Origin of the sequence: Haloterrigena turkmenica DSM 5511, assembly GCF_000025325.1 — an archaeon.
In the GTDB taxonomy this organism is placed as follows: Archaea; Halobacteriota; Halobacteria; order Halobacteriales; family Natrialbaceae; genus Haloterrigena; species Haloterrigena turkmenica.
Genome location: NC_013743.1, coordinates 2,883,438 through 2,909,101, shown reverse-complemented (window position 1 = coordinate 2,909,101; position 25,664 = coordinate 2,883,438). Strand labels below are relative to the sequence as shown.

25 protein-coding genes and 1 tRNA gene are annotated in these 25,664 nt (G+C 67.2%); 15 read left to right on the top strand and 11 right to left on the bottom strand.

The genetic code is table 11. The annotated features are described in order from the left end of the window. Position 1 precedes the first annotated feature (1 nt). From HTUR_RS14005 to HTUR_RS13990, 4 genes are all read right to left on the bottom strand, one after another. The gene (locus HTUR_RS14005; protein ID WP_012943974.1) at positions 2-610 is read right to left on the bottom strand and encodes a GTP--adenosylcobinamide-phosphate guanylyl transferase; all 609 of its coding nucleotides are present in this window, start codon (positions 608-610) and stop codon (positions 2-4) included. Continuing rightward, positions 610-1,371 carry an adenosylcobinamide-GDP ribazoletransferase gene (gene cobS / locus HTUR_RS14000; protein ID WP_012943973.1) on the bottom strand — a complete coding sequence of 254 codons (762 nt, stop codon included), beginning with the start codon at positions 1,369-1,371 and terminating at the stop codon, positions 610-612. Before cobS ends, HTUR_RS14005 begins: the two co-directional genes overlap by 1 nt. Next, the gene (locus HTUR_RS13995) at positions 1,368-2,504 is read right to left on the bottom strand and encodes a CobD/CbiB family cobalamin biosynthesis protein (protein WP_012943972.1); all 1,137 of its coding nucleotides are present in this window, start codon (positions 2,502-2,504) and stop codon (positions 1,368-1,370) included. Before HTUR_RS13995 ends, cobS begins: the two co-directional genes overlap by 4 nt. Positions 2,505-2,577: 73 nt before the next feature. Beyond that, positions 2,578-3,237 carry an HAD family hydrolase gene (locus HTUR_RS13990; RefSeq protein WP_012943971.1) on the bottom strand — a complete coding sequence of 220 codons (660 nt, stop codon included), beginning with the start codon at positions 3,235-3,237 and terminating at the stop codon, positions 2,578-2,580. Positions 3,238-3,345: 108 nt separating this feature from the next. On the opposite strand from HTUR_RS13990, the gene HTUR_RS13985 reads away from it, so the two are divergent. Further along, positions 3,346-3,954, top strand: a complete 609-nt coding sequence (locus HTUR_RS13985) for a helix-turn-helix transcriptional regulator (RefSeq protein ID WP_012943970.1) — start codon at positions 3,346-3,348, stop codon at positions 3,952-3,954. A 19-nt stretch (positions 3,955-3,973) separates the two neighbouring features. Here HTUR_RS13985 and HTUR_RS13980 read toward each other — a convergent pair whose 3' ends face one another. Together HTUR_RS13980 and HTUR_RS13975 are read right to left on the bottom strand one after the other, a co-directional pair. Next, a complete protein-coding gene (locus HTUR_RS13980; protein ID WP_012943969.1) occupies positions 3,974-4,585 on the bottom strand; it encodes a translation initiation factor IF-2 subunit beta in 612 nt (203 codons plus the stop codon). Between the two features lie 89 nt (positions 4,586-4,674). Next, positions 4,675-5,061: a DUF5789 family protein gene (locus HTUR_RS13975; protein ID WP_012943968.1), complete on the bottom strand. Its 387-nt coding sequence runs from the start codon at positions 5,059-5,061 to the stop codon at positions 4,675-4,677. Positions 5,062-5,220: 159 nt separating this feature from the next. Here HTUR_RS13975 and HTUR_RS27450 point away from each other — a divergent pair, with 159 nt between their 5' ends. The 3 genes from HTUR_RS27450 (at position 5,221) to HTUR_RS13965 (ending at position 10,601) form a co-directional block, all read left to right on the top strand. Beyond that, a complete protein-coding gene (locus HTUR_RS27450; protein WP_012943967.1) occupies positions 5,221-5,394 on the top strand; it encodes a hypothetical protein in 174 nt (57 codons plus the stop codon). Positions 5,395-5,492: 98 nt separating this feature from the next. After that, positions 5,493-8,687 (top strand): PAS domain S-box protein, encoded by a 3,195-nt coding sequence (locus tag HTUR_RS13970; RefSeq protein ID WP_012943966.1) that lies wholly within the window; start codon positions 5,493-5,495, stop codon positions 8,685-8,687. Positions 8,688-9,425: 738 nt separating this feature from the next. After that, complete coding sequence (locus HTUR_RS13965; RefSeq protein WP_012943965.1) at positions 9,426-10,601, top strand: enolase C-terminal domain-like protein; 1,176 nt, start codon at positions 9,426-9,428, stop codon at positions 10,599-10,601. Between the two features lie 222 nt (positions 10,602-10,823). Here the strand turns inward: HTUR_RS13965 and HTUR_RS13960 are convergent. Further along, positions 10,824-10,897, bottom strand: a tRNA-Tyr gene (locus HTUR_RS13960). A 126-nt stretch (positions 10,898-11,023) separates the two neighbouring features. Between HTUR_RS13960 and HTUR_RS13955 the strand changes: the two genes are divergently transcribed. The 3 genes from HTUR_RS13955 (at position 11,024) to ftsZ (ending at position 13,210) form a co-directional block, all read left to right on the top strand. Further along, positions 11,024-11,638: a double zinc ribbon domain-containing protein gene (locus HTUR_RS13955; RefSeq protein WP_012943964.1), complete on the top strand. Its 615-nt coding sequence runs from the start codon at positions 11,024-11,026 to the stop codon at positions 11,636-11,638. Between the two features lie 196 nt (positions 11,639-11,834). Continuing rightward, positions 11,835-12,014, top strand: a complete 180-nt coding sequence (locus HTUR_RS13950) for a ribbon-helix-helix domain-containing protein (protein WP_008894261.1) — start codon at positions 11,835-11,837, stop codon at positions 12,012-12,014. Positions 12,015-12,016: 2 nt separating this feature from the next. Next, entirely contained in the window at positions 12,017-13,210 is a 1,194-nt protein-coding gene (gene ftsZ / locus HTUR_RS13945) for a cell division protein FtsZ (RefSeq protein ID WP_012943963.1), read from the top strand. A 702-nt stretch (positions 13,211-13,912) separates the two neighbouring features. Here the strand turns inward: ftsZ and ncsA are convergent. Next, the gene (gene ncsA / locus HTUR_RS13940) at positions 13,913-14,872 is read right to left on the bottom strand and encodes a tRNA 2-thiolation protein NcsA (protein WP_012943962.1); all 960 of its coding nucleotides are present in this window, start codon (positions 14,870-14,872) and stop codon (positions 13,913-13,915) included. A gap of 148 nt (positions 14,873-15,020) precedes the next feature. Here ncsA and HTUR_RS13935 point away from each other — a divergent pair, with 148 nt between their 5' ends. Beyond that, positions 15,021-15,920 carry a hypothetical protein gene (locus HTUR_RS13935; protein WP_012943961.1) on the top strand — a complete coding sequence of 300 codons (900 nt, stop codon included), beginning with the start codon at positions 15,021-15,023 and terminating at the stop codon, positions 15,918-15,920. Then, a complete protein-coding gene (locus HTUR_RS13930) occupies positions 15,841-16,725 on the top strand; it encodes a sensor histidine kinase (protein WP_226377450.1) in 885 nt (294 codons plus the stop codon). Before HTUR_RS13935 ends, HTUR_RS13930 begins: the two co-directional genes overlap by 80 nt. A 53-nt stretch (positions 16,726-16,778) precedes the next feature. Here the strand turns inward: HTUR_RS13930 and HTUR_RS13925 are convergent, their stop codons facing one another. Further along, positions 16,779-17,519 carry an alpha/beta fold hydrolase gene (locus tag HTUR_RS13925; RefSeq protein ID WP_012943959.1) on the bottom strand — a complete coding sequence of 247 codons (741 nt, stop codon included), beginning with the start codon at positions 17,517-17,519 and terminating at the stop codon, positions 16,779-16,781. 139 nt (positions 17,520-17,658) lie between these two features. Between HTUR_RS13925 and HTUR_RS13920 the strand changes: the two genes are divergently transcribed. The 3 genes from HTUR_RS13920 to HTUR_RS13910 all read left to right on the top strand — a co-directional run bounded on the left by HTUR_RS13920 (position 17,659) and on the right by HTUR_RS13910 (position 19,889). Continuing rightward, the gene (locus HTUR_RS13920; RefSeq protein WP_012943958.1) at positions 17,659-18,324 is read left to right on the top strand and encodes a DUF7095 family protein; all 666 of its coding nucleotides are present in this window, start codon (positions 17,659-17,661) and stop codon (positions 18,322-18,324) included. Positions 18,325-18,693: 369 nt separating this feature from the next. Beyond that, entirely contained in the window at positions 18,694-18,900 is a 207-nt protein-coding gene (locus tag HTUR_RS13915; RefSeq protein ID WP_012943957.1) for a DUF2196 domain-containing protein, read from the top strand. 131 nt (positions 18,901-19,031) lie between these two features. Further along, entirely contained in the window at positions 19,032-19,889 is an 858-nt protein-coding gene (locus tag HTUR_RS13910) for a YihY/virulence factor BrkB family protein (protein WP_012943956.1), read from the top strand. 95 nt (positions 19,890-19,984) lie between these two features. On the opposite strand, the gene HTUR_RS27445 is transcribed toward HTUR_RS13910, so the two are convergent. Then, complete coding sequence (locus HTUR_RS27445; protein WP_187291457.1) at positions 19,985-20,143, bottom strand: hypothetical protein; 159 nt, start codon at positions 20,141-20,143, stop codon at positions 19,985-19,987. 190 nt (positions 20,144-20,333) lie between these two features. Continuing rightward, positions 20,334-20,996, bottom strand: coding sequence for an ERCC4 domain-containing protein (locus HTUR_RS13900; RefSeq protein ID WP_012943955.1), 663 nt, complete (start codon positions 20,994-20,996; stop codon positions 20,334-20,336). 112 nt (positions 20,997-21,108) lie between these two features. Here HTUR_RS13900 and HTUR_RS13895 point away from each other — a divergent pair, with 112 nt between their 5' ends. The 3 genes from HTUR_RS13895 (at position 21,109) to gdhB (ending at position 25,658) form a co-directional block, all read left to right on the top strand. After that, positions 21,109-24,084 carry a bacterio-opsin activator domain-containing protein gene (locus HTUR_RS13895; RefSeq protein ID WP_012943954.1) on the top strand — a complete coding sequence of 992 codons (2,976 nt, stop codon included), beginning with the start codon at positions 21,109-21,111 and terminating at the stop codon, positions 24,082-24,084. Between the two features lie 91 nt (positions 24,085-24,175). Beyond that, positions 24,176-24,316, top strand: coding sequence for a rubrerythrin-like domain-containing protein (locus HTUR_RS26740; protein ID WP_148225338.1), 141 nt, complete (start codon positions 24,176-24,178; stop codon positions 24,314-24,316). Between the two features lie 16 nt (positions 24,317-24,332). Beyond that, positions 24,333-25,658 (top strand): glutamate dehydrogenase GdhB, encoded by a 1,326-nt coding sequence (gene gdhB / locus HTUR_RS13890; RefSeq protein ID WP_012943952.1) that lies wholly within the window; start codon positions 24,333-24,335, stop codon positions 25,656-25,658. Positions 25,659-25,664 lie beyond the last annotated feature (6 nt).

Below are 25,664 nucleotides of genomic sequence, written 5' to 3'. Positions count from 1 at the left end.
CTCAGCGGTCCTCCGTGGACGCCGCGGACAGTCGTGCGGCAGCGATACGGGCGTCTTCGCGTCGGTTCACGTTGATCGCGAGTCGTGGATCGTAGCTCACGTGGGTCATGGACATGGATTCGTCGGAATCGCCGACTACGTTGACCCCGGTCGGCGCGAGGTGGTCGTCCGACTCGAGCGTCGCGTCGACGCTGACGCCGAGCCGGCGCTTGAGCGCGACGGGGACGGCGACGGTAAGCGACGGAGCGGCGCTTCCGTCGCCGTCGGTGGCGTCGCCGTGGGCCGCGAGTACCCGATCGACCGCAGCGCCCGCAAGCAGCGGAACGTCGGCCGCGACGGTGAGGATCGGCGGCTCGATATCGGATCGCTCGAGTAGAGCCATCAGGTCGGCCACGTAGCCGTCGCCGGCCGTCTCGATCGTCGTGACGCCGTCGATCGCCTCGAGGTGGGTTCGCGTCTCGGGAGCGTTCGGCGAGACGGCGGCGTACACGGCGTCGACGCGACTCTCCTCGAGCCCGTCGAGCACGCGGTCGACCATCGCGACCCCGTCAATCGGGTGCAGCGGTTTCTCGCGGGGGCTCTCGAGCCGAGTCCCCTTCCCGCCACACATCACGACAGCGTCCACGCGATCACCCCCAGATGGACGCCGGCGACGCGACCGATCTCGTTGGCCGCGCCGAAGATGTCGCCGTTGATGCCCCCGAGGTGGCGCGTCGCCCAGTACCAGGGGAGCCCGATCCCCGCGAGGGCGCCGCCGAGGGCGACCGCCGCGGCCGGGTACGGCCACGTCAGCGCGGCGGCCGGCAGGGCGATCAGGGCGGGTGCGACGAACGAGCGAGGACCGGACGCCGTCGTGAACTGTCGTCCCATCCCCTCGTCGCTCGCCGTCCCGAAACAGGCCATCGCGGCCATGCCCAGCTTCGTCCCGACTTCGGCGGCGACCGCGACGCCGATCGCGCGGCGGGGAGAGAGTCCTGCGAGGGCAAGCCCTCCCATCGCCAGCGCGGCGACGACGAGGGCAACCGCAAGCAGCGCGCCGACGCCGGTCGTCGTGTCCTTCAGGACCTCCCGGCGGCGCTCGCGGTCGCCGTGGACAACGAGCGCGTCGCCCAGATCCGCGACCCCGTCGAGGTGGTGGATCCCGAGCACGGCGTAGACGGCCAGCAGGTAGCCCAGCGCGATGGTCGGCGCCGGGAGTGTCTCGGTCGCGAGCAGGGGAACGGCGGCCAGCGCGCCCGCGATGTAACCGACGACCGGGAACGTCGCCGGACTCGAGCGAAACGCCGCCCAGTCGCCGTCGCGGTAGCCGACCGGCAGCCGCGTCAGGAACCCCAGCGCACCGCGGACGGCAGCGATTCCGCCCCCGATCACGTGGGTATCACCTCGAGTCCCGGCAGCGTCGCCATCGACGCGGCGAGCGCGTTGGTTAGGGCCCCTGCTTCCGCGCCGAGCGCGACGCCGACGCCGACCGTCGGATCCGTCGGGACCGGTTGTCCGCCTCCGGACGGCGCGACCGCCGTCACGCCCGCCGCGAGCAGCACGGCGACGACGAGGGCGACGACGGCCGCCCGGCCGACGACGGTGACGGCTCGCTCGCCGTCCGCGACCGTCGGCAGGTCGGCCCCGGGATTCAGGTCGTAGACGCCCATCTTCCGGAGTCGGACCGAGAGGACGCAGGCGAGGGTAGCCATCGGCCACCCGGAGTTTGGCGACGGCGGGTCTCGAGCCCACTTCCTCGCACGCCCGAGCGCGAGCGGATCGGCCCCGGCGACGGCGATGGTGACCGCGGCCAGCCGCGCGGGGAGCCACATCACGAGGTCGTCGAGTCGCGCGCTCGCGGTGCCGTGTGGCTTCGCGGGGTAGCCGAGCATCGAGTCGAGCGTGTTGACACCCTTGACCCACGCCGCGGCGGCCGCGGCGGCCGGCAGCGACAGCGGCGCGAGGAGGGCGAAGGGGAGGAGCGTCGCGACCAGTCCGTCCGCGAGATTCTCGCCGACGCTCTCGACCGCCGCGCTGCGGATCTCGGCCGCCGAGAGCGTCGACGTGTCGCGACCGACGAGCCCCCGAACCCGCTCGCGGGCCGCCTCGAGGCCGTCGTCGGCTCCGGCCTCGGCACGGGCATCTGTACCGTCCGTTCCGGCGGTCGCCGTCGCAGTTGCAGCGGCCGCAGTGGCGTCGACGACCGCCCGGGTCAACTCGAGCAGCGAGCGCAGGCTGGTCGTCAGAAAGAGGACGACGCCGGCGACGACGGCCCCGGCGAGCGGTGACAGGGCGCCGGCCAGCGCAACGGCGCCGCCCGCGGCGACCGTGGGACACAGCGGCGCGAGCACCGCGATCCCGACGCCGGCCAGTCGCTGGCCGCGCTCGGTGGCGGCCCACTCTCGGTCGAGCGCGCCGACCAGTCGGCCGAACCACGCCACCGGGTGGAGCGCGTTCGGCGGCTCGCCGACCAGCAGGTCGAGGCTGAAGGCCAGCCCGAACAGCGCGATCGTCGTCAGTAGCACGGTCGTCCCTCCGGGCCTCGATCGCAAGTGCGAGCCTGTGTTCCGTTCGCACTCGCGTCGTCCCGCCGCGAGGTCATGATTCCCGTGACTCTCCGCGGGATTCCCGCGACTCCTCGAGGGTCGACAGACGATCCGGGATCGACTCGAGCGGACAGTCCTCGAGTAACAGCGCCGTTCCGCCGACGGCCTCGACGCCGCCGTCGGCCCGGGAATCGTCGCCGACGTGGACGAGGTCGACGGGATCGACGCCGAGCCGATCGGCGGTCAGTTCGAAGATCTGGGGCGCGGGCTTGCGCCAGCCACAGCCGACGCTGGTCACGATCGCGTCGAAGTCGTCGCGCTCGAAGGCCGAGCGGACGAGGGTGCGACCGACCAGTTCGGGGACGCTGCAGTTCGAACAGATCGCGACGGGTCCCCGTTCTCGGGCGGCCGCGACGGCTTCGACGGCGCCCGGTCTGGTCTCGACCGTCGGGTCGAACGCCGCGACGACCGCTCGCCGGGCCGCGTTGCGCTCGTAGCTGACGTCGCGGCTCGCGAGCGCGCGCGAGACGTGAGCCGGCAGCGGTACCTCGGCGCCCTCGGGGGCGTCGACGTGGGCCTCGGCGTAGGCCTCGCTCCAGTCGTCGGGGACCGCGACGTCGCGGTCCGCGAGTTCCTCGGCCACGGCTGCGGCCGGGTCGGACGGTCTCTCGGCGGTCACGAGCGTTCCGAAGAGGTCGAACGATACTCCCACGAATGTGTAACTAGCACAAATTGACTTTAATTTCGCGATCGGGAGAACGGACGATCGTGGAAAAGATTTGTAACGCCTACGGCCAGGATAGTGATCGAGGTTTCCCCGATGTCCAGACGTTCCCCCTCCACCGCCCGATTCGTCCGCCGCGTTCGGCGCACCGTCCGAGCGAGTCTCGAAACGGTCACATCGCTGGTTCGCGTCGGCTCCCGATCCGATACCGCCGACAGCGATTCGACGCTCAGAGACGATCCGCACCACAGCCCTCACGACCGACATGATTCGACGGACTGGAACCGATCCGATCACCACGGCGGGCCCGATCGGCACGGCCGATCCGATCGCGATCTCGGCACCGACACGCGACTCGAGTCCGGTCTGGGTCCGGGTCCGGAATCGCCTCCGGGGTCGAAAGCCGCCCTGCTCGATCCCGCCACCGGCCCGACGAGTCAGAGCGAAATCCTCGAGCACGGCTGCATGCCGGCCCAGTACGTCCGAGCCGTCCTGACCGAACACGGCGGCCGACTCAAACAGCGGCGCTTCGTCGACGACTACGGCTGGTCGCCGTCGACGATCAGTGAACTCCTCTCGTCGCTCGAGGACGACGGCGTGATCGAGCGCTATCGGATCGGCCGAGAGAAAGTGATTCGGCTCCCCGACGAGGAGCGGCAACTGGCCCCGCTGGCGGGGAACAGTCGCGAAAATACCGGTCGGTAACCGAACGGACGACTCCCCCTCAGTCGAGGCGGGCGAACGCGAGGTTGCCGGAGATGTTCTTGATGTAGATGTCGACGACGTCGCCCTCCTCGGCGCCGGGGACGAAGATCGTGTACTCGCCCTTCTCGGCGACACCGTCGCCCTTGCGGCCGGTGCCGGTGATCTCGACGGTGTAGGTCTTGCCCTCCTCGACGGCGTCCTGCTGTTGTTGCTGCTGGCTGCTCGTCGAACGCTTGGTGACGGGGCGGAACGCACCGCAGGCGTCACAGCGCAGCATGGGCGTGCGGTCCTCGCGGACGAGGCGGGTGTCCGGCAGGCCACACTCCGAACAGAGGACGTACTCGTCGACGTAGGCGTCGATGGCCGCGTTGAAGTCCTGCTCGGAGAAGGTACCGTTGTACCGACCGCGGCCGTCCTCGAGTTTGCCGCTGGTACCGAGCTCGCGCTGGATGAACCGGTGGAGGTGTTCGTCGTCGCGCGAGAGCACGTCGGCGATTTCGCCGAGGTTCGTAAATCGCGTGAAGGCGCCGTCCTTCTGGGGGACGGCGTCGGGAATCTGCAGTCGCTCCTCGTCGCCGCCGATGTCCGGTACGTCGTCCATCGCTCGGTCGAGACTCGCTTCGTAATCCATACGAGAGAACAGGGGGTCGGGACGTAAATCCGTTCTGCTATCACAATCGAGAGACGGGAGGCCGATCCGCCCTCACGGCCGGTGAGGGCTCACAGCGAGTCGCTGCCGCTCTCGCCGAGCGAGCCCTGCTTCTCCTCGTCGAGACTCGAGAGGTCGCGCTCGGGGTTGGCCTCGTTGGGACTGCCGGCCTCACCGGTGACCTCGCCGTAGACCGCCTCGCGGACCTCCTCGGGGGTGTCGAACTGCTCGCCGGCCAGCCGATCGAAGACGCTACCCAGCGACTCCGTCTCGTTCGGCATATCGATCGCCTCGTTGGCGTACTCCGAGGCGAGCTCCTCGCTCGTGACAGGGTACTCGATCTTGCCGAGGTCGCGGCCGACCTCCTCGAGGATCGACTCGGTCGTCTCGGCCCGCTCGGACTTCCGCTGTTCGGCGCTGTCCTGTGCCCGGTCGCGGCTGGGACCGTCCTCGCTCATACGCCGTGCTATCGCCGGCCGAGTGAAAAACGGCCGGCCAGCGATCGCCTGTGTTCGTCGCCGATCGTGCCCGAGACGTTGTCACAGCAGTAACAACAGTGCTGTCGTTACGACCGTCCTCGCAGAGGATACTTGCAGTGGCTCTCGAGAGAGCGACGCATGTCTGAGGAGAACCGACGGACCATCGCGATGTGCGAGGAGTGTGGTGCCCTCTACGCGGCGTTCGAGATAACCGCCGGCGAGTTTCGGCCGATCGGGCAACGGGACGGCTGCCAGTGCGGCTGTACGGAGTTCACCCCAGTCGACGACGACTCGGGGCTCTCGCTCGACTGAGGGAGGTGCGAGCCGAAGCGATCGAATACCTCTTCTAACTTCCGAGCGCCCCTCGAGCGTACGTGGAACTTTTCCGACCGGCCCTCTCTACTGGGTGTATGAGTGACCGAGCGGGGGAACGCGGCAGGGACTTCTGGGACGACGCGGACGAGACCACCGCGCTCCGGCGCTACCGGACGTTAGTGAACACGATCGACGACGGCCTCTACCAGCTCGACGCCGACGGCACCGTCGTCGCGGTCAACGACGTGATCGTCGACCGAACGGGCTACGCGCGCGACGAGTTGATCGGCGCCCACGTCTCCCGCATCCTCGACGCGGACGACGTCGCCCGGGTCGAACGCGGGATCCGCGAGGGGCTGTCGGCCGATCGAGACGTCGCCAGCGTCTTCGAGGTCGCGCTCGAGACGGCTGACGGCGACCGCGTCCCGACCGAGCTCCGGGTGAACCCGCTGCTCGAGGACGGCGACTTCCGCGGCACGGTCGGCGTCGCCCGCGACGTCACCGATCGAAGACGCAGCCAGGAGCGCGCGGAGACGGCGATCGAGTCATACGAGACGATCACCACCGTCCTTGACGAGGCCGACGTGGGCGTCTTCGTCCTCGACGACTCCTTCGACGTCGCCTGGGCCGACGAGACCGCGGGCGAGTACTTCGGGTTCGACCGGGACGCGGTCATCGGTCGCGACAAGCGCGAACTGATCGAGGAGACGATCCGTCACCGCGTCGCCGACGGCGACGCGTTCGCCGACACCGTCCTCGCGACCTACGAGGACAACAGCTACGACGAGCGCTTCGACTGTCACGTCACGGCCGGTTCCGACGGGGAGGAACGCTGGCTCGAGCACCGGAGCCGACCGATCGAGTCTGGCCGGTACGCCGGCGGGCGGATCGAACTCTACTACGACGTCACCAACCGCCATCGCCGGGCAACCCAGCTGCGGCGACTGAACGAAGCCGTCAGCGAGTGGCTCGAGGAGTCCTCGCGCGAGGCGGTCGCCGAGCGGGCCACGGACCACCTCCGGGACATCCTCGGGATGACGCTCAACGGAATCTACCTCTACGACGCCGACGCGCCGGCGCTCAGACCCGCGAGCTGGACGGAGGCGACCGAGCGCCTGCTGGGCGACCTGCCGACGTTCGGACCCAACGAGGGGATCGCCTGGCGCGTCTTCGAGTCGGGCGAGCCGGCGTTCCACGCGGACGTGAGTACTGCTCCGGACGCGTACGATCCGGACACGCCGATCGGCAGCGAGATGATTCTGCCGATCGGGGACCACGGCGTCGCCTTCATCAGTTCCGCCGAGCGCGACGCCTTCGACGAGGGCGACCGGATGCTCGCCCGGGTCGTCGCCTCGAGCCTCGAGGCGACCTTCGACCGGCTCCGCCACGAGCGCCGCCTCGAGCGCGAGCGAGATCTGACCGACCGGATCCTCGATACCATTCCCGCGGGCGGCCTCGTGCTCGACGCCGACGGGGAGATCACGCGGATCAACGACCGCGCCATCGAACTCCTCGGTGTCGAGAAGCCGGAGACGTTCTCCCGGGAGGACAGGCTACTCTACGACGAGGACGGCCGACGGCTGTCGGCCGAGGAGTACCCGTCGTCCCGGGCGTTCGCGACGGGAGAACCGATCTACGATCGCGTGCTGCGGATCGAACGCCCGGAGGGGGGCGAAGACGGGGACGGGGAGCGACACTGGCTGTCAGTCAGCGCCGCCCCGATCGCCGACGACGACGGCACGATCGATCGCGTCGTCACCGCCGTGGAGGACGTCACCGACCTCAAGGAGCGCGAACGCGAACTCGAGAGCGAGCTGCGCGAGGTGTTCGGACGGGTCTCGGACGCGTTCTACGCGGTCGACGAGGAGTACCGTTTCACGCACGTCAACGAGCGGGCGGCGGTGCTCCTCGGGGTCGACGAGGACGACCTGCTCGGCCGGCGTCTCGGAGACGTCTATCCGGAGACGGACGAGGTTGAGCAGATTCGAAACCGCTTCGACGAAGCGATGGAGACGCAGGAATCGGTCGGCTTAGAACACTACTCCGAGCTGCTCGGGTTCTGGCTCGAGGCGACTATCTACCCCTCCGAGAGCGGCGTCTCAGTCTACTTCCGCGACGTTACCGAGCGCAAGGAGCGCGAGCAGGAGCTCCGGGAGAGCGAAGCGAAGTTCCGAACCCTCGCGGAGAATCTCGACGAGATCGTCTGGATGTCGACGCCCGACGGCGAGGAGATGCTGTACATCAACCCGGTCTACGAGGACGTCTGGGGCCGGAGTCGCGAGTCGCTCTACGACGATCTGAACGCGTTCCTCGAGGCGATCCACCCGGACGACCGAGCGCGGGTTCGGGAGGCCTACGCGGCCCTGCCCGAGACCGCCTACGACGAGGAGTTTCGCGTCGTCCGGCCGGATGGCGCCGTCCGGTGGGTCCACGCCCAGGCCGTCCCGGTCTGCAACGACGGCGAGATCGTCCGGATCGTCGGCATCGCGACCGACATCACCGACCGCCGGGAGTACCGGCGCAAGCTCGAGGCCTCGAACGAGCGCTTAGAGCAGTTCGCCTACGCCGTCTCCCACGACCTGCAGGAGCCCCTGCGGATGATCACGAGCTACCTCCAGTTGCTCGAGTCCCGGTACGCGGACGAACTGGACGAGGACGCCGCGGAGTTCATCGAGTTCGCGGTCGACGGGGCCGAGCGCATGCGCGAGATGATCGAGGGCCTCCTCGAGTACTCCCGGGTCACCACCCGCGGCGACCCCCTCGAGCCGGTCGATCTCGAGCGGGTCGTCGACGAGGTCCTCGCGGACCTACAGTTTCGGATCGAGGACGAAAACGCCGAGATATCGATCGAGTCGCTCCCCCGCGTCGAAGGCGATATCGACCAGCTCCGGCAGGTGTTCCAGAACCTCGTGGACAACGCCATCGAGTACAGCGGCGACGAACCACCGCAGATCGAGATCACCGCCGAGCGACGCGAGGTCTCCCGCGCGGCCGCGGACGGGCCGGCCGATCCGAACCCGCGAGCGGACGGGATCGCCGCGGAGAGCGACGACGAGTGGGTGATTTCGGTCGCAGACGAGGGGATCGGGATCGATCCGGAGGACACCGACCGCATCTTCGAGGTGTTCGAGCGGTTGCACACCCGCGAGGAACACGAGGGGACGGGGATCGGGCTGGCGCTCTGTCAGCGAATCGTGGAGCGACACGGCGGCGAGATCTGGGTCGAGTCGGAGCCCGGCGAGGGAGCGACGTTTTCGTTCACGCTGCCGGCGGCCGACGACGTGGCGTAACTACTGTAGGTCGGTTGCGACCCACGCCGGGCCGTCGTCGGACGACGCTTTCGGCCGGCCACTGTGTCCCGTTTCCACCGGCGTCGACATCCGTCCGACGGGATCGAGAGTGGAGATCACTGTCGACGGGCGCAGATCGCAGCCGACTAACAGGAAGCGACGTTCTCGAACTGATTGACCGGCTTCGCGAGCGGGAACGGCCGCTCGTGCCGCGCGGGACGGCTGGTACTGTTCCGTCGGTTAGCGCCCCATGGGCGGGGCGGTCGGGCTTCACAATCGTCGCGGACCGACTGGTCGAGGCGGCGAATTACCCGCTGCTCCGCTGGCACGGTGGCGACGATCACCGCGGGACCGAGCAGGCCGAGATCGTTGTCTAGTCGATATTCTGAACTAATTGGCCGTATTTGTTGCATATGTTAACCAGTAACATAGGTTTAAAGAGCAACGGTTCCCAATAGGAACGCGGGCTGGAGCGAACCACCACCGCCACCTACCACTCCAGCCCGTTCTAACATTCAATCGACATATCAATAATAGTTCTGCCTACTGCTAGCAAGTAACTCACATTCGCTCGGGGTTCGCTCGCCGGGACGAGGCAGACACCGCCCTCCCTGCCGACCGAGCGATGCCTCCGGGTCGTGAGACCCGTTCTCACACGTTTTCTGAAACTATCTAACAAGCGGTAAATATGGGGCGCAGACGGAGCGCTTAAGCGACTTTGCTCGGATTGGTGGGAGCATGGCTCCGGAGATCACACGCATCGAGATGATGGAGTTCGAGTATCCTCTCGAGGACCTGGGAACGGATGGCAATGGCTTCAACCTGGTGTACGAACCGGGATCCACGCTCGAGGCGACCCAACTCGCTCTCAAGGTTCACACCGATGTCGACGTCACCGGCGAGTACGTTCTCGTCACGTCGACCTCGCCTGACCAGATTGAGACGTACGCGAAGTACCTCGTCGGGAAGAACCCCTTGAAGCGCGAGCGCCACTGGAGCGAGATCAAGCGCGCGCTCCGCAAGTACGATCGAATGGGGATCGGGCCGCTCGATATCGCGTTGTGGGATTTCGCCGGCAAGTACTACGACGCGCCAGTCCACGAGCTGCTCGGAACCTACCGGACCGAGGTTCCGGCCTACGCCTCCACCTACCACGGCGACGAGAACGGTGGCCTCGACTCGCCGGAAGCGTTTGCGGACTTCGCTGAGGAGTGTCTCGAGATGGGCTACCAAGGTTTCAAGATCCACGGCTGGGGCGGTAGCGACGCGTCTCGCGACATACAGCGGGAAATCGAGACTGTCCACGCCGTCGGCGAGCGCGTCGGCGACGAGATGGATCTCATGTTCGATCCGGCCTGCGAGTACGAGACCTTCGCGGACGCTCTCAAAGTCGGCCGAGCCTGCGACGACCACGACTTCTTCTGGTACGAAGACCCCTACCGCGACGGCGGCATCTCCCAACACGGCCACCGGAAACTCGGCGAGATGATCGAGACGCCGGTTCTCCAGACCGAACACGTCCGCGGGCTGGAACCCCACGCGGACTTCATCGCCAACGACGCGACCGACTTCGCCCGGACCGATCCCGAGTACGACGCTGGTATCACCGGCGCGATGAAGGTCGTTCACATGGCCGAGGCGTTCGGTCTGGACGTCGAGTTCCACGCGCCCGGGCCGGCCCACCGCCATTGTATCGCCGCCACCCGGAATACGAATTACTACGAACTCGCACTGGTCCATCCCGACTGCGACAACACCACACCGCCCATCTACGAGGGCGGTTACTCCGACCAACTCGACGCCATCGACGAGAACGGTCGCGTCGAAGTCCCCGACGGCCCCGGACTCGGCGTCGACTATAACTGGGACTATATCGAGGACAACCTGACTGGCGACGTTCGAGCCTTCGATTGATCCGCCAATTTCTCCGTACGGCTGGTGGAGTGTAGACGAATTCCCTCTCAGTCGACTTTTGGAGTTGTCGGGGAAGACTCTCCTCTCAGTGTCTGACAGCCACTACCTATCTGCGTTCGCTCGCTTCGCTCGCAGCGTTGGTCGCGGTAAAAGCCGCCCTCCCCAATGAACAGGTGAGAGACGATCTCACTCGCTTCGCTCATCGCTTGGAATTTCGAAAAGTCCGCCCTCCCCGATTTGAACGGGGGGCAAGTCGATCTACAGTCGACTGCTCTACCAGTCTGAGCTAAGGGCGGGCGTACCTCAACATAGTCGCCGTCGGTCACATAAGGGTTATTATTCGCGGCGGCGAGACCGTCGTGTCTTACAGCGCGAGCAACATGATTGATATAGCTGGAGTATCAATACTCGTGTAACTTCGAATGAGCAAGATCACGTTCCGCGCCGACGACGACCTCGTCGACGAACTCGAGGCGCTCGAGATCTCCAAGAGCGAAGCGATGCGGGAAGCGCTGCGCTCGTATCTCGGAGCCGAGGAGCGGACGGAACGTGGCAGCGCGGCGAACGAGGCCGGCACAGGCGCGATCGACGATCTGATTCGCCAGCGAGTCGACGAACGCCTCGACGAACGCCTTCGGGAACTGGATCGGGGCGCCCGCACGCGAGATCACCGTGGTCCGAACGAAGTCTCCGTTACCGTCTCGCTCGCGGACGACGTCCGCAACGGACGGACGGACCGTACGGAGTATGATCTCGCACGCGGTGTCGACCGTTCGTCGGACGATCCGGCTACGGACACTTCCCCCGACCGGACCAACGATACCCGGTCGGAGGACAACGATGAGCCCGTCCAGTGTGGACAGTGCGGGGAGGAGGTCGCGGACGACCACGTCTTCTGTCCGAACTGCGGGGAGAAGGCCTCGCAACGGCTGTTCTGCGAGTGCGGTGACGAGGTCCGTTCGGACTGGGCGTTCTGTCCTGGCTGCGGTCGTCGGACGCCAGCGGCGGACGTGCTCGAACGTGACACTCCGTCATAAGGACCTGTGTAAGACACAGATAGTCGTGTCCGACGAAAGCTTTATTGTGAATGGCAGTATTCCACTTATTCGCGTAAGACGGTCGTCTTACAACGGTCGGCAAACGCCGAAAAACGCCCGATGTCGGGCGGCTCCGTGTAAGACACGCCGCGTCTGACAGGGGCGCGCGCCGTCTTACCCCAAGGGGAATACAACAATGGAGCGTGTGACACTGCGAATTCCGAAACAGCAGATCGAGGAGGTCGAACAACTGGTCGACTCGGGCGAGTTCCCGAACCGGAGCGAAGCGATCCGGTCGGCCGTCCGTGAAATGATCAACGAACAGAGCGACGGACCGAGCGAACAGTCCGGCAAACACAACTGGGCCAAGGTGTAACGATGCAGGATATCGTACAAGACGCACTCGAGAACGCCGAACAGGAGTCCCGGGAGATGGAAGACATGGACGACGACGAGTTCGGCGAACCCCGGATCGTCATCGTCGGTTGCGGCGGCGCGGGTAACAACACCATCAACCGGCTGTACAACATCGGCGTCGACGGTGCCGACACCGTGGCGATCAACACGGACAAGCAGCACCTCAAGATGATCGAGGCCGACACGAAGATCCTGGTCGGCAAGTCCCTCACCAACGGGCTCGGCGCCGGCGGCGACCCGTCGATGGGCGAACGCGCGACCGAGATGGCCCAGAGCACGATCAAGGAGGTCCTCGGCGACGCGGACCTCGTGTTCGTGACCGCCGGGATGGGCGGCGGAACCGGTACCGGTGCCGCTCCCGTCGTCTCCAAGATCGCCAAGGAACAGGGTGCGATCGTCGTTGGCATGGTCTCGACGCCGTTCAACGTCGAACGCGCGCGGACGGTCAAGGCCGAGGAAGGCCTCGAGAAACTGCGCGATCAGGCCGACTCGATCATCGTGCTGGACAACAACCGGCTGCTCGACTACGTTCCGAACCTCCCGATCGGCAAGGCGTTCTCGGTGATGGACCAGATCATCGCCGAGACCGTCAAGGGGATCTCGGAGACGATCACCCAGCCCTCGCTGATCAACCTGGACTACGCCGACATGTCGACGATCATGAACCAGGGCGGCGTCGCCGTCATGCTGGTCGGCGAGACCCAGGACAAGAACAAGACCGACGAGGTCGTCAAGGACGCGATGAACCACCCGCTGCTGGACGTCGACTACCGCGGCGCCTCCGGCGGGCTGGTCCACATCACCGGCGGTCCCGACCTCACGCTGAAAGAGGCCGAGGGCATCGCAGACAACATCACCGAGCGCCTCGAGGCCTCGGCGAACGTCATCTGGGGCGCCCGGATTCAGGACAACTACAAGGGCAAGGTGCGGGTCATGGCGATCATGACCGGCGTCCAGAGCGCGCAGGTGCTCGGCCCGACGACCCAGAAACAGGCCGACAAGTCCCGCCAGAGTATCGAAGGATTCAACGAAGCCGACTTCGACGCGAGCAACAACGTCGAGGAGGCGGGTCGACGAACGCGATCCGGAAACGCACACAGCGACGGCGGCCGCGAAGAGGTCGAGAAACAGCACGGCGTCGACGTGATCCGGTAATCGATACGCGCAGGTACCGCTACAAACCGACGCTTCCGTGACGGCAATTGACACACCATCCGCCGTCCGCAGTGGCAGTCCACGACACACCATCATCGCGGACCGATCGATCGGTCCGACGCTTTTCGCGGCGCTCGTCTCGAGTCTCTGAGTGACGAGTGGCAACTCCCGAGAACGGTAGCAGCCGTTGTATCGGCCGTTTACGGCGTATACGACGGTGATCAGCCACCGCTGTTTACAGTCACGTGGACGTCCGATCCGCGCAGCGTCGTCGGCCGTCGGCGACAGCGACGGGCGGATCGCTTTCGCCCGGAAGGAATTGGTTGGATTCAGTACACGAATGCCATGTCCCTCCGGCTCGCCCTGAGGGTCGTCGTCGCCCTCGTCGTCGGCTAGCTCCTCTTCGTGACGGTCGTCGCGATGGGGCCGATCGGCTTGGCGGTGTTCGTGCCGCTGCTCGCAATCGGCATCGTACAGGTGTACCGAAACCGGATGCGAGCCGGCGAGAGCGCCGGGACGCCCGACTACTGTCCAACTGTGGCTCGGCCCTCGAGGACGCCAGTATCGGCGAAGAAACGGACGACGGCGAGAGGGCGGTCCGCTACTGTCCGGACTGCGGCGCGCCGAACGATCCGGACCGCACGACGTGTGACTACTGCGACGCCCCTCTGTGAGACTCGAGCGGGTCAGTCTCGAGTCGGCTCAGGCCAGCGACTCGAGCAGGGAGCACTTCCGACAGATCTCGCGGGTCGTGGTCGAGCCGCACTGGGTACATTCCTGCAACTCGGCGCCGTCGTCGCCGCTGAACTCGTCGGCGGCGATCGAGGCCAGCTCCTCGTAGCCCGCGAGGATCGAGTGGCGGGTGCCGGGGTGGTTCTCCTCGAGTCCGTAGAGCAACTGCTGAATTTCGCCGCGGTAGGCCTCGCTGGCGTGGGGACACTCCGTGATGTGGGCGGGGAGGTCGTTGATGTGCGCGTAGAGGGCGACCTCCTTTTCGGGGACGTCCCGCAGTGGCTTCGCGCGCGGGACGAACTCCGCCTGGTCCTCGCGCTCGGAGAGAGCGCCGAGGCTGGCGTCGAAGTGTTTCGCGATCTGCTCGACGTCGCCCTCGAGGAAGTTCATCAGCGCCGTCTGGGCCTCGTCGTCGAGATTATGGCCGGTCAGCAGGAGGTCGGCCTCGAGTTTCTCGGCGTACTTCTCGAGCAGATCGCGCCGGAAGACGCCGCAGTAGGCGCAAGCGGCCATGTTTTCGGGGTCGTCCTCGACGACGTCGTCCATCCGGACACCGAACTCCTCCTCGTAGGAGACGAGTTCGTGGCGAATGTCGAGGTCGTCGGCGAGTTCGACGCAGGCGTCGACGGACTTGTCGCGGTAGCCTTCGATCCCCTCGTGGATCGTCAGGCCGACGAGCTCGATACGCGGGTCCTCGGCGAACGTGTCGTGGAGGATCTGCGTCAGGACGACGCTGTCCTTGCCGCCGGAGAGGCCGATCACCCACGTCTGGGGGGCCTCGGGCGTCGCGTCTCGCGGAACCAGATCGTCCCGGCGCACCCGACGGCGCACTCGCTTCTCGACCGACTCGCGGAAGTGATCCGCACAGAGGTGTGCCCCGGAGTAGGCGGCGTGCATCACCGCCTCCTCGTCACACCGATTACAGTCCATTAGCGGGCCGTTGTCGGTCGCCGCTCATCACGGTTTCGTCTACGGGAGCGGAACGCGATCGCTCGAGACCGGCGATAGCCGCCGGCGAGATCGGCGCGCTATCGTTTCGACGGCAACGACTTTCCGGCGCCCTCGAGACGGGCCACGTATGACGGCCTACGACCGGTCGCCGCCGACCGACCCTCGGCTCGTCGACGATTTCGACGGCGGATTCGGCTGGCTCGCTCACCCCGACGAGACCGGCCAGCGGGCGAGTCACGCGCTGGTCGGCGCGGACGACCGACTCTGGCTGTTCGATCCGCTCGAGGCACCCGGGATCGACGACGAACTCGAGCGCCGGGGCGAGGTCGCCGGCATCGTCGTCTGTTCGAACTACCACGCCCGCGACGCGGCGGCGTTCGCCCAGCGCTACGGCGTGCGCGTCTTCGTCCCCTCGTGGCTCGAGCGGCTTCCCGACCGACTGGCCGATGCCGACGTCGATATCGACCTCGAGTACGTCGCCGACGAGGTCGGCGCGTCCGGCTTCGCCGTCCGCGAGGCGAGTCCGTTTCCCGGCTGGCACGAAGCGATCGCGTATCGCCGATCGAACGGAACGCTGTACGTGCCCGACCTCCTGGGGACGGCGCCGCCGTACCTCTCCGGCGACGAACGACTCGCCGTCTACCTACTGGCGCGTCTCACACCGCCGACGGGAGCGTTTACGGGTATCGCCCCGGAACGAATCCTCCTCGGGCACGGCACTGGCGTCTTCGCGGACGCGACGGCCGCCCTCGCCGACGCGTTCGCGACCGCTCGCACCGGATTCCCCCCGCGCGCTGCTCACGAACGGGCGAGCGCAACTCGGGGCGCTGGTCGACGCGCTCCCGGACAGCGACAGGAAAAGCCTTTAATGCTAGTCAGACAGTCACAAACACATTGGAGGAGCCGACGAGTGCCGGCGATTTCAGCCCGAACACACAATGGAACCGATGACTGGTCGACTCCGGAGCGCCGTTGGGATCGCGTTCACGTACCTATTCGTCGGGGTAGCGTGGATCGTCGTTACTGACTACGTCGTGTTGGAACTGGTTACCGATCCGCAGACGTCGGCCCGGCTGCAGACCGTCAAGGGCTGGGTCTTCGTCGGCGGCTCGACCTGCCTGGTCTACGCGCTGGTGCGCTCGAACCAGCGACGCCACGAGCGGACGACCGCCCGACTCGAGCACGCCTTACAGCAGACGAGCGTCCTGCACCGACTCCTGCGGCACAATCTGCGGAACAACTGCAACGTCATCCGGGGTAACGCCGAACTCCTCGAGGCGAACGACGCGGTTCCGGCGGCGGTCGACCCGCACCTCGAGGAGATCAAACACCAGACGGATCGACTGGTCGAACTCGGATCCAAGACGCGGTGTCTCCGGGACGCCGTCCTCGAGGGAGACGAGCCGGTTCGCCGGCTGGATCTCACTCCGGCGATCGACGCCGTCGTCGCGTCCGCCCGCGATCGCTATCCGGAGGCGACGATCGAGATCGACCGTCCCGAGACGTGCTCCGTTCGGACGACGCCCAAAATCGAGCGCGCGCTCCGGGAACTGCTCGACAACGCCGTCGAACACAGCGAGCGGGCGGCTCCCACGGTTCGCATTGCGGTTCGGCGAACGGACGAGGGCGTCGATATCGCCGTCGCCGACGACGGCCCCGGTCTGCCGGAAATCGAGCGAACCGTCCTCGAGAACGGAATCGAGTCGCCGATGATCCACTCGAAGGGGCTGGGCCTCTGGATCGTCCGGACGATCGTCGTTCAGGCCGGCGGGAGCGTCGAACTGGTCGAGGAGTCGCGGGGAACGACCGTCGTGCTCTCGCTGCCGGACTGAGCGGACTCGAGCCGTCACCGGTTCGCCGTCGGAGGGCGGGCAAGCTGTGGTCTTCAGGCAGGCACCGGATCCGCTTCCTCCTCGGACTCGTCGTCCGCCTCGACGGCTTCGGCGCCGTCCTCGAGGGCGGAAAGCAACGTTTCGACGTAGCGGTCGCGGCTCGCGGAGGAGAACAGCTCATGACCGCCGTCGTAAAGTACGACGTGTTCGGCGGGGACGCGCTCGCCGATCGGTCGGAGGCTGATAACCGGGTCGCGCAGCGAGCAGAAGACGACCGCGTCGTGGTCGATCGTCAGCAGTTCCTCCTGGGCGCGGCGCGTCTCGCGGACGAACGCCGGCGAGATCCACTTCGGCGTCGTCTCGAGCTGGTGGTCGGTGGCCTCCTCGCCGATCGCCTCGCGGTCGAGCCCGGACACCGGGAGGCAGGGCAGCGTCGTCGGCAGCTTCGAGACGGCCTCGAGCAGCGCGTCGGGGAACGCCTCGCCGTAGCCCCACCACGGACTCAGGTAGACGTGGTTCTCCGCGCCGTCTAGGGCCTGGGCGATCAGCGCGCCCGCGCTGTGGCCCAGCAGCTGGTACTCCTCGAGATCGCGGACGTACTCGGCGATCGGCTCGAGCCAGTCGGCTTTGAAGTCGTCGATGTTCGTGGGGAGTTCGAAGGCGTGGACCCGGTAGCCGGCCTCGGTCAGCTTCCCGATGAGCCAGCTGACGTTCTCGTGAGTCCAGCGGTTGCCCCAGCCCATGACGAACACGAGTTCCTCGTCGCCGTCCTCGTTGAAGATCCGGTGTCGCATGGGATTCCGTTCGCCGGGAACCGATAAAAAAGGTGCTCTCTTGACACGTGGGACGGTGACAGGGCGCGGCGGCCGACGGGAGTCACACCAGCCGGCTCTGAAGAAACCGTTTTGCGACTCGAGTCCCCACGTACGGGTCATGAATGGATTTGACCGCGACGACGCGGTCGACCGCCTCGAAGCCCTCGTCGACACCGTCGAGAGCGAGCGCATGCCGGTCCCGGTCCGGGAAGTGTGGGCCTTCGGCGATATCGCGCTCGGGCTCGATCCCGTCGAGCGACTGGATGTCTACGTGACGAAAGACGTCCTGATGCGCGACGACAGTGGCGATAGCGAGGTCGACGCCGACGAACTCGCCGCCGAGTACGGCGTCGAGGGGGTCGGAAAGTCCGTCCGCGCCGACTGGGCCGCCGAGCATCCGGAGTACCTGCGGGCCAACGCCAACGGCCACGCCGCCCCCGAGAAGTGCCTCGCGGCCCACCTGCTGGGTGACGACGAGCCGATCCACCTCGAGGTCTGTAACTCGCCGTTCGAGGACAACGTCACCCAGCGGCTGCGCGGGGCGCAACTGCGCGAGGATTACACCCAGTTGCTCGACCCCCGCGGGGTCTGTCTCTGGGCCGACGGCACCACGAGCGGGGAGGCGTTTCGCAAGCTCCGGGAGAGCGAGCTGGCGCTGCCGACGCTCTCGCAGGCCCTCGAGATGCTCGGGTTAGACGAATCCGACGCCGAAACCGCGGCCCAGGAGCTTCACGCCTGGCGCGAACGACAGGACGGCGTGACGGTTCGCGGCGACGTCGTCTGAATTCGATCGATCGATCGATTTTCAGTCTCCTTCGATCGTCGTTTGTCTCGACTCGAGGGACGACTGCAGGCTCGAATTCCGATAAGTAGTACAGCGAACGAACCCGAACAGACGCTCGGATCCTGTATCGTGGCAACAGTGAATTGCCACTCCCTCCCCAGCCGATTCGCTCACTCGTTTCCCTCGTTCGCTCATCCCTCGCACGCCTTCGTCGATCGGCCGTCGCTATCGCCCAGGCCGATCGACAGCGCGCGCCACCGCTCGCCAGATGTTCGGTCCGGTGTCGTCCGTCGATTGTCGGACTCAAGCACACGATATCAGACGACTGCAGGCACTACCCTTTTCGACGCGACTGACCCACCATCGCCCATGTCCAACGAACGACCGACAGCCGAGGAACTGCGACAGGGCGTCACCGTCGAGATCGTGCAGGGCGATCAGGACGTCGAGTCGACGGACACGGAACCGATCGTCGGCGAGGTCGGCACGATCTACGGCGACGATCCCCAGGGGCCGGAGGTCGAACTGAAAAGCGGCGTCGTCGGCCACGTCCAGTCGATTCGCCACGACGAGTAGCGCTCGAGTTACTTTTCCTCGCAACGCTTCCGTCATACACCGGAAGACGGTGACCGGCACTCTGTCCGTTTCCGTCGGAAAGCGGAGTCTGCTGGCCAAATCCATTTCCGACCGATCGTTGAGGTCAGCGCATGGCCGACTCGAGCCGGTTTGCGCTCGTTCGCGACGTCGTCGCGGTCGCCCACGAACGCCAGCTCAGCGTCACGGCGGCGGGACTGGCCTACCACGCGTTCAACACGCTCGTTCCGCTGGTCATCCTGGCGCTGGTCGGCGCCTCGCTCGTCGACGGACTCGAGCCGCTGGTGTCGACGCTCGAGGCGGCGGCCGGGATCGAGGGCGCGGTGACCGACGGCGGCCTCGAGGGGATGACCGGCGGCAGCGCTCGGACGCGGGCGGCGCTGCTCGCCGTGGCGGTGCTGCTCTGGAGCGCCGTCCGGCTGTTTCAGGCGATAAACAGCGCGTTCACGGACGTGTACGGCGCCCGGACGGACGAGTCGTACGTGGCGACCACGACAACGGTGACGCTCGTGACGGCCCTCTACGTCGTCCTCGTGACGGTGACGATCGCGGTCGGCGTCGCGCTGGTCACCGTCGTCGGCGTCAGCCTCTCGGTGGTCGTCGACGGCGGCTGGACGGCGGCCGGTAGCACCCTGTTGCTGGCCGGGCTGCTGCTCGCGGTCTTCTTCCCGATGTATTACCTCTTTCCCCAGCCCAACGTCTCGGTCGGCGAGGTACTCCCCGGGACGGCCTTCGCGGCGGTCTCCTGGACCGTCCTGGCCGTCGGCTTCCGGTTCTGCGTTTCGACGTCCGAAAGCGTCGCCCTGTTCGGAATCGCCGGCGCCATTCTGTTGGTCCTGACGTGGGTGTACCTGGGCGGGCTCTGTCTCCTGCTCGGGGCCGTTCTCAACGCCGTCCGCGCGGATCACGTCGATCCCGAAGAGAAGTGGGTCCCGATGGAAACGGCGTGGCCGGTCGATCGAACTGATTAGACTCCGGATTCGATCCGCGTCGTTCGATGCCCCTCGAGTCAGACGGCTACAGATGGTGTCAGTCGGCTACGACCGTCGCCAGTCGCCCACGGACGTCACGAGTCGGACCGATGCTCCTGTGCTTCGTACCAGCCCGCAACGATCAGCGAGAGCGCCAGTAGCGAGACACCTGTGACGACGCCGGAACTCACCCGGTCGCCGATTCCGACGTCGACGAGGCCGCTGCTGGCCAGTACGGCACCGATTGCGATCACGGTCGCGCCACCAGTCAGTAGCAGTAAGCGGTCTCGAAAACCCACCATCGCGTCAGTCCGTAGCCAGTCGGCCGGGATAAGGAGCCGGCCTGACGCTGAACGGTCCACCCAACGCGTTAGAACGTCACACACCAGTGGTTCCGACGCGATCGACGTTCGATTTGCGCTCCTGCCCGCTGCTCGCTGCGCGTTACTCCGGGCGTCCGTCCTCGCGAAACGCGGCGTCGATCGTCCGCGCCCGCCGCTCGCCGATCCCCTCGATCTCGGTGAGTTCTTCGAGCGAAGCCTCGAGCAGCGACTCGACGGTGGGGTAGCGCTCGTAGAGCGTCGCGGCGAGTTCGGGCCCGATCCCCTCGATACAGCCGTACATGCGCTTGGTCGTGGGTTCGCGACGGCTTGGAACGGAGCCGACCGGGAGCCGACGACTCGAGGGCTCCTCGACGTGCTTTCGCCCCAATCGGATCGCGTAGTCGACGAGGTGCGCGCGGTCCGTACAGGGGACGACCGGCACCTCGTGGCGGGCTGTGATCGAGGCCATCGAGCCCCGGACCGACTCGGGGGAGACCGCCGTTCGAAGGGTTGCAAGGTCGGCGAAGTCGCCCTCGAGCAGGACGTAGGAGTGGTCGTAGGCGGCGGCCATGCGCTCGACCTGATCGGTGAGATCCGACCCCGATCGGCCCATCGCGCTGTTGACGTAGTCCCGCAGGGTCTTGCGTTCGATGCCGACCGAATCGATCGCGAGGTCGCCGGTCGACAGCCGGTCGACGACGACCTCCGTCACGTCGGGATGGTCGCGGACCGCCTCGACGAGGCCCGCGGGTTCCCGATCGTCGACGGTGACGGCGACGCGCATGGCCGATACCAGGGTCTCGAGACGGGTACGGATATCGGTTCGCCGGCACCGTCGTCCCGCGAACAGAGACGAAGCGATGGGTTCTATCACCTCGAGACCGTACATACGGCGAATGGTTACCGCAGGAATCGACGACGGCGGAACCGTACTCGTCGTCGAACCGTCCGGAGCGGACCCGGCGTCGCTCCTCGACTCGTTCGACTCGCGACGGAGCGAGGAGAGGGTCTCGAGCGCGACGGCGGCCCTCGAGGCGCTCGAGACGGAGTCGGTCGACTGCGTCCTGACGCCCCAGTCGGTGGCCGACGCCACCGGCCTCGAACTCGTCGAACGGATCCGCGACCGCGATCCGGACGTTCCGATCGTCCTCGCGCCCCGCGAGGGCAATGGCGGCGAGAGCCTCGCCGGCGACGCGATCGCCGCGGGCGTCACGGAGTACGTCCCGGCCGATCGCGACGCCTCGACCCTCGAGACGGCCGTCGAACGGGCGATCGAGGCGGGCCGGGGTCAACGCGAGCGCCGCGAGCGTGCCCGCCAGTTCGGCGCGGTGTTCGACGACCCCGAGACGTACGCGTGGGTGCTGGAGATCGACGGGCGAGTGCGTCGGGCTAACGAGCGCGCGCTCGAGGCGCGCGGAACGCTCGAGGCGGCCGGGACCGACGTTCGCGGGGAGTCGTTCACGGATCTCCCGCTGTGGAACCGCCTCGAGGAGGACCGATCGACGATCCGGACCGCAGTCGACCGAGCGGCGAACGGGACGGTCGTCCACCGCGAGGTGACCCTCGAACTCGACCGCCGGGCGCGGACGAACGGTGCGGGTGCGGACGCCGGCGTCGACACCGAAACCGGGTCCGGCGACGGTGCGATCGACGACCCGCACACGCTCGAGGTGACGGTCCGACCCGTTCGCGACGAGTCGGGGACCGTCGTCTCCCTGCTCGCGCGGGCGAACGACGTCACCGAACGGGCCCGACTCGAGCGGGAGCTGCGCGAGTCGGAGGAGCTCCACCGGGTGACGCTGAACAACATGACCGACACCGTCCTCATCACGGACGACGAGGGCGCGTTCACCTACGTCTGTCCGAACGTCCACTTCATCTTCGGCTACACCGACGAGGAGATCTACGAGATGGGGACGATCGACGAGCTCCTGGGGTCGGACCTCTTCGACCGCGAGGAGCTGGAGCGGGAGGGCGTGCTCACCAACATCGAGTGTACGGCCACTGACCGGGCCGGCCGCGAGCACGCGTTGCTGGTCAATGCCCGCGAAGTATCGATCCAGGGCGGGACGACCCTCTACAGCTGTCGCGACGTCACGACGCGCAAACGTCGCGAGGAGGCCCTGACCGCGCTCCACCGGACCGCACGCGAACTGCTTTACGCCGAGAGCGACCGCGAGATCGCCGACCTCGTGGCGGCCGACGCCGCCGACGTGCTCGGCCTCGAGGCCAGTGGCGTCTACCTCTTCGACGACGAGGAAAACGTCCTCGAGCCGGTCGCCGCCTCGCCCGGGATGGATCGCCTCCACGGGCCGCTCTCGCGGCATTCGGTCGGCGAGGACAGCGTCTCGGGACGGGCCTTCGTTGACGGCGAGTCCCGATTCTTCGCGGACGTCCGCGACGCCGAGGCGCTGGCGGATCCGGCGACCGATATCAGGGGCGCAGCGGTCGTCCCGCTGGGCGATCACGGCGTCTTCCTCGCGGGCTCGTCGGAGCGCGACGCGTTCGACGACGTCGACCGCGAACTGACCGATCTGCTGGCGGCGACGGCCGAGGCCGCCCTCGACCGCGTCGAACGAGAGCGGTCCCTCCGCGAGCGCGACCGGGAACTCAAGCGTCAGAACCGACGGCTCACGCGGCTCGATCGGATCAACGAGATCATCCGCGAGATCGACGCGGCGCTGGTCCGGGCCGAGACCCGCGAGGAGATCGAGACCGCCGTCTGCGAGCGACTGACCGCCGCCGACCGGTTCGCGTTCGCCTGGATCGGGACGACCGACGCGCCGGGCGAGCGACTCGAGCCGAGCACCCACGACGGGACCGGCCGCGGCCGGGACTACCTCGACGGCGTCTCGCTCTCGCTTTCGGAGGCGACCGAACCCGCGGCCCGCGCGGCGGCCGACGGCGAGGTGACGGTCGTCTCCAACGTCGCCGACCGACTCCGCGAGGAGTCGTGGCGCTCGGCGGCGCTCTCGCGGGAGTACCAGTCCGTCGCGGGCGTGCCGCTGGCCTACGACGAGTTCACCTACGGCGTGCTGGCCGTCTACGCGGACCGCCCCGACGCCTTCGACGAGGTCACGCGGAGCGTCCTCGCGGAACTGGGCGAGACGATCGCCTCCGCCATCGCCGCCGTCGAGCGCAAACGGGCGCTGCTGACGGACTCCCGGACCCGCCTCGAGTTCGACGTCGGCGACGAGAGCTTCGTCTTCTCCCGGTTGGCCCGGCGAGCCGACTGCGTCCTCTCGTTCGACGGCGGCGTCCGCCTCCACGAGGACGGCGCCGCGGTGTTCGCGACCGTCGAGGGCGCGTCGGGCGAGGCCGTCGCGGACGCGGCCGCCGATCTCGTCGCCGTCGAGAACGCTCGAGCGGTCGGCGCCGGCGACGACGAGGCCGAGGCCACGGACGGTCGCGGCGGGACGGTCCTGCTCGAACTGGCGCCGCCGTTTCTGGCGCTGCGCCTCGCGGATCACGGCGTCGTGCTCCGCAGCGTGGAGGCGTCCCCCGACGGTGCGCGCATCGTCGTCGACGTGCCGCCGACCGTCGACGCGGGCAACAGCGTCGACGTCGTCTCGAACGCGCTCGACGACGTCGAACTCCGCGCCAAGCGGACCGTCGACAGAACGACCGCGCGCGACCTCCGAAGCGAACTGCGCGAGCGACTGACCGAGCGACAGCTCGAGGTCGTCCAACTGGCCTACTACGGGGGCTACTTCGAGTCGCCCCGGGAGCAGTCAGGCGAGGAAATGGCCGACGCGCTCGGCATCTCCTCGGCCGCGTTCTATCGCCACGTGCGGGCGGTCCAGCGGAAACTCTTCGTCCTCCTGTTCGACGAGCTCGGACTTCCGGCAAACGCTGCACTGGGGGTTGAATAGTGAACCCCAATTGATCGTCGACGCTAGCTATCCTACGAATATGCCTATCCTAATATCCTTATTATTCCTAAGTGCTGTGACCGATCTCTCCATGAAAGACGCTCCATACACCCCCGACGAGGAATCGACCTACGAGTGCTTCGACTGCGGAACCGTCGTTCACGCGACTACGGGGACGACCTGTCCCGACTGCGGTAGCGACATGCGTAATCGCGGCACACCGATCGAATAACCCCCGTTCCGACTCCATGGCTTCGAATCAGCAGTCGACGGTACCCGCCGAGGAGCACCGCCCGGTCGAGTCGACCGAACCCGAAACCGCCCTCGAGACCGCGCGCAGACAACTCGATCGCGCCGCGACCCATCTCGAGATCGACGACGCCGTCCTCGAGCGACTCAAACACCCCGCGGCGGTCCACGAGGTGGCCGTTCCGCTCGAGCGCGAGGACGGGAGCGTCGACGTTTTCACCGGCTACCGCGCCCAGCACGATAGTGTGCGCGGGCCGTACAAGGGCGGGCTCCGGTACCATCCTGAGGTCACGCGCGACGAGTGCGTCGGCCTCTCGATGTGGATGACCTGGAAGTGCGCCGTGATGGACCTCCCCTTCGGCGGCGCGAAGGGCGGCGTCGTGGTCGACCCCAAGTCCCTATCCGACGAAGAGACCGAACGGCTCACCCGCCGATTCGCACAGGAGATCCGCGACGTGATCGGTCCGACGACGGACATTCCGGCGCCCGACATGGGGACCGGTCCGGAGACGATGGCCTGGCTGATGGACGCCTACAGCATGCAGGAGGGCGAGACCATTCCCGGCGTCGTCACGGGCAAACCCCCCGTCGTCGGCGGCTCCCACGGCCGCGAGGAGGCCCCGGGCCGCAGCGTCGCTATCGTCACCCGCGAGACCTGCGACTACTACGGCTATCCGCTCGAGGAGACGACCGTCGCCGTGCAGGGATTCGGCAGCGTCGGCGCCAACGCGGCGCGCCTGCTTGAAGACTGGGGCGCGACCGTAGTCGCCGTCTCAGACGTCAACGGCGCCGTCTACGACCCCGACGGCATCGATGTCGCCGACATCCCGTCCCACGACGAGGAGCCCGAGGCGGTCACCAGCTACGCGGCCGACCTCGATCCCGACGCCGACGTCGACCGACTCTCGAACGAGGAACTGCTGGAACTCGACGTCGACGTGCTGATCCCGGCGGCCGTCGGCAACGTCATCACCGCCGACAACGCCGACGCGATCGCGGCCGATATCGTCGTCGAGGGCGCCAACGGCCCGACCACGTTCGCCGCCGCCGCTATTCTCGAGGAGTGTGGGACCCACGTCGTCCCCGACATCCTCGCCAACGCGGGCGGCGTCACCGTCTCGTACTTCGAGTGGCTCCAGGACATCAACCGCCGCGCGTGGAGCCTCGAGCGCGTCCACGAGGAACTCGAGACCGAGATGGTCGACGCCTGGTCGGCCGTCCGCGACGAGGTCGAGGCGAAGGACCTCACGTGGCGCGACGCGGCCTACGTCGTGGCGCTCTCGCGGGTCGCCGAGGCCCACGAGGTTCGCGGGCTCTGGCCCTAGCGGCGG

Bases quoted from the DNA above. Each gene is read 5' to 3' on its own strand.
- HTUR_RS27450 (WP_012943967.1), top strand. From the start codon at position 5,221: ATGTCTGAGGAGAACCGACGGACCATCGCGATGTGCGAGGAGTGTGGT.
- HTUR_RS13925 (WP_012943959.1), bottom strand. From the start codon at position 17,519: ATGCGACACCGGATCTTCAACGAGGACGGCGACGAGGAACTCGTGTTC.
- HTUR_RS13900 (WP_012943955.1), bottom strand. From the start codon at position 20,996: ATGCGCGTCGCCGTCACCGTCGACGATCGGGAACCCGCGGGCCTCGTC.
- HTUR_RS13975 (WP_012943968.1), bottom strand. From the start codon at position 5,061: ATGAGCGAGGACGGTCCCAGCCGCGACCGGGCACAGGACAGCGCCGAA.
- HTUR_RS13930 (WP_226377450.1), top strand. From the start codon at position 15,841: ATGACTGGTCGACTCCGGAGCGCCGTTGGGATCGCGTTCACGTACCTA.
- HTUR_RS13980 (WP_012943969.1), bottom strand. From the start codon at position 4,585: ATGGATTACGAAGCGAGTCTCGACCGAGCGATGGACGACGTACCGGAC.
- HTUR_RS13965 (WP_012943965.1), top strand. From the start codon at position 9,426: ATGGCTCCGGAGATCACACGCATCGAGATGATGGAGTTCGAGTATCCT.
- HTUR_RS13895 (WP_012943954.1), top strand. From the start codon at position 21,109: ATGGTTACCGCAGGAATCGACGACGGCGGAACCGTACTCGTCGTCGAA.
- HTUR_RS13920 (WP_012943958.1), top strand. From the start codon at position 17,659: ATGAATGGATTTGACCGCGACGACGCGGTCGACCGCCTCGAAGCCCTC.
- ftsZ (WP_012943963.1), top strand. From the start codon at position 12,017: ATGCAGGATATCGTACAAGACGCACTCGAGAACGCCGAACAGGAGTCC.
- HTUR_RS13955 (WP_012943964.1), top strand. From the start codon at position 11,024: ATGAGCAAGATCACGTTCCGCGCCGACGACGACCTCGTCGACGAACTC.
- HTUR_RS13950 (WP_008894261.1), top strand. From the start codon at position 11,835: ATGGAGCGTGTGACACTGCGAATTCCGAAACAGCAGATCGAGGAGGTC.
- HTUR_RS13915 (WP_012943957.1), top strand. From the start codon at position 18,694: ATGTCCAACGAACGACCGACAGCCGAGGAACTGCGACAGGGCGTCACC.
- HTUR_RS13935 (WP_012943961.1), top strand. From the start codon at position 15,021: ATGACGGCCTACGACCGGTCGCCGCCGACCGACCCTCGGCTCGTCGAC.
- HTUR_RS14005 (WP_012943974.1), bottom strand. From the start codon at position 610: ATGTGTGGCGGGAAGGGGACTCGGCTCGAGAGCCCCCGCGAGAAACCG.
- HTUR_RS13910 (WP_012943956.1), top strand. From the start codon at position 19,032: ATGGCCGACTCGAGCCGGTTTGCGCTCGTTCGCGACGTCGTCGCGGTC.
- HTUR_RS26740 (WP_148225338.1), top strand. From the start codon at position 24,176: ATGAAAGACGCTCCATACACCCCCGACGAGGAATCGACCTACGAGTGC.
- HTUR_RS13985 (WP_012943970.1), top strand. From the start codon at position 3,346: ATGTCCAGACGTTCCCCCTCCACCGCCCGATTCGTCCGCCGCGTTCGG.
- HTUR_RS13970 (WP_012943966.1), top strand. From the start codon at position 5,493: ATGAGTGACCGAGCGGGGGAACGCGGCAGGGACTTCTGGGACGACGCG.
- gdhB (WP_012943952.1), top strand. From the start codon at position 24,333: ATGGCTTCGAATCAGCAGTCGACGGTACCCGCCGAGGAGCACCGCCCG.
- ncsA (WP_012943962.1), bottom strand. From the start codon at position 14,872: ATGGACTGTAATCGGTGTGACGAGGAGGCGGTGATGCACGCCGCCTAC.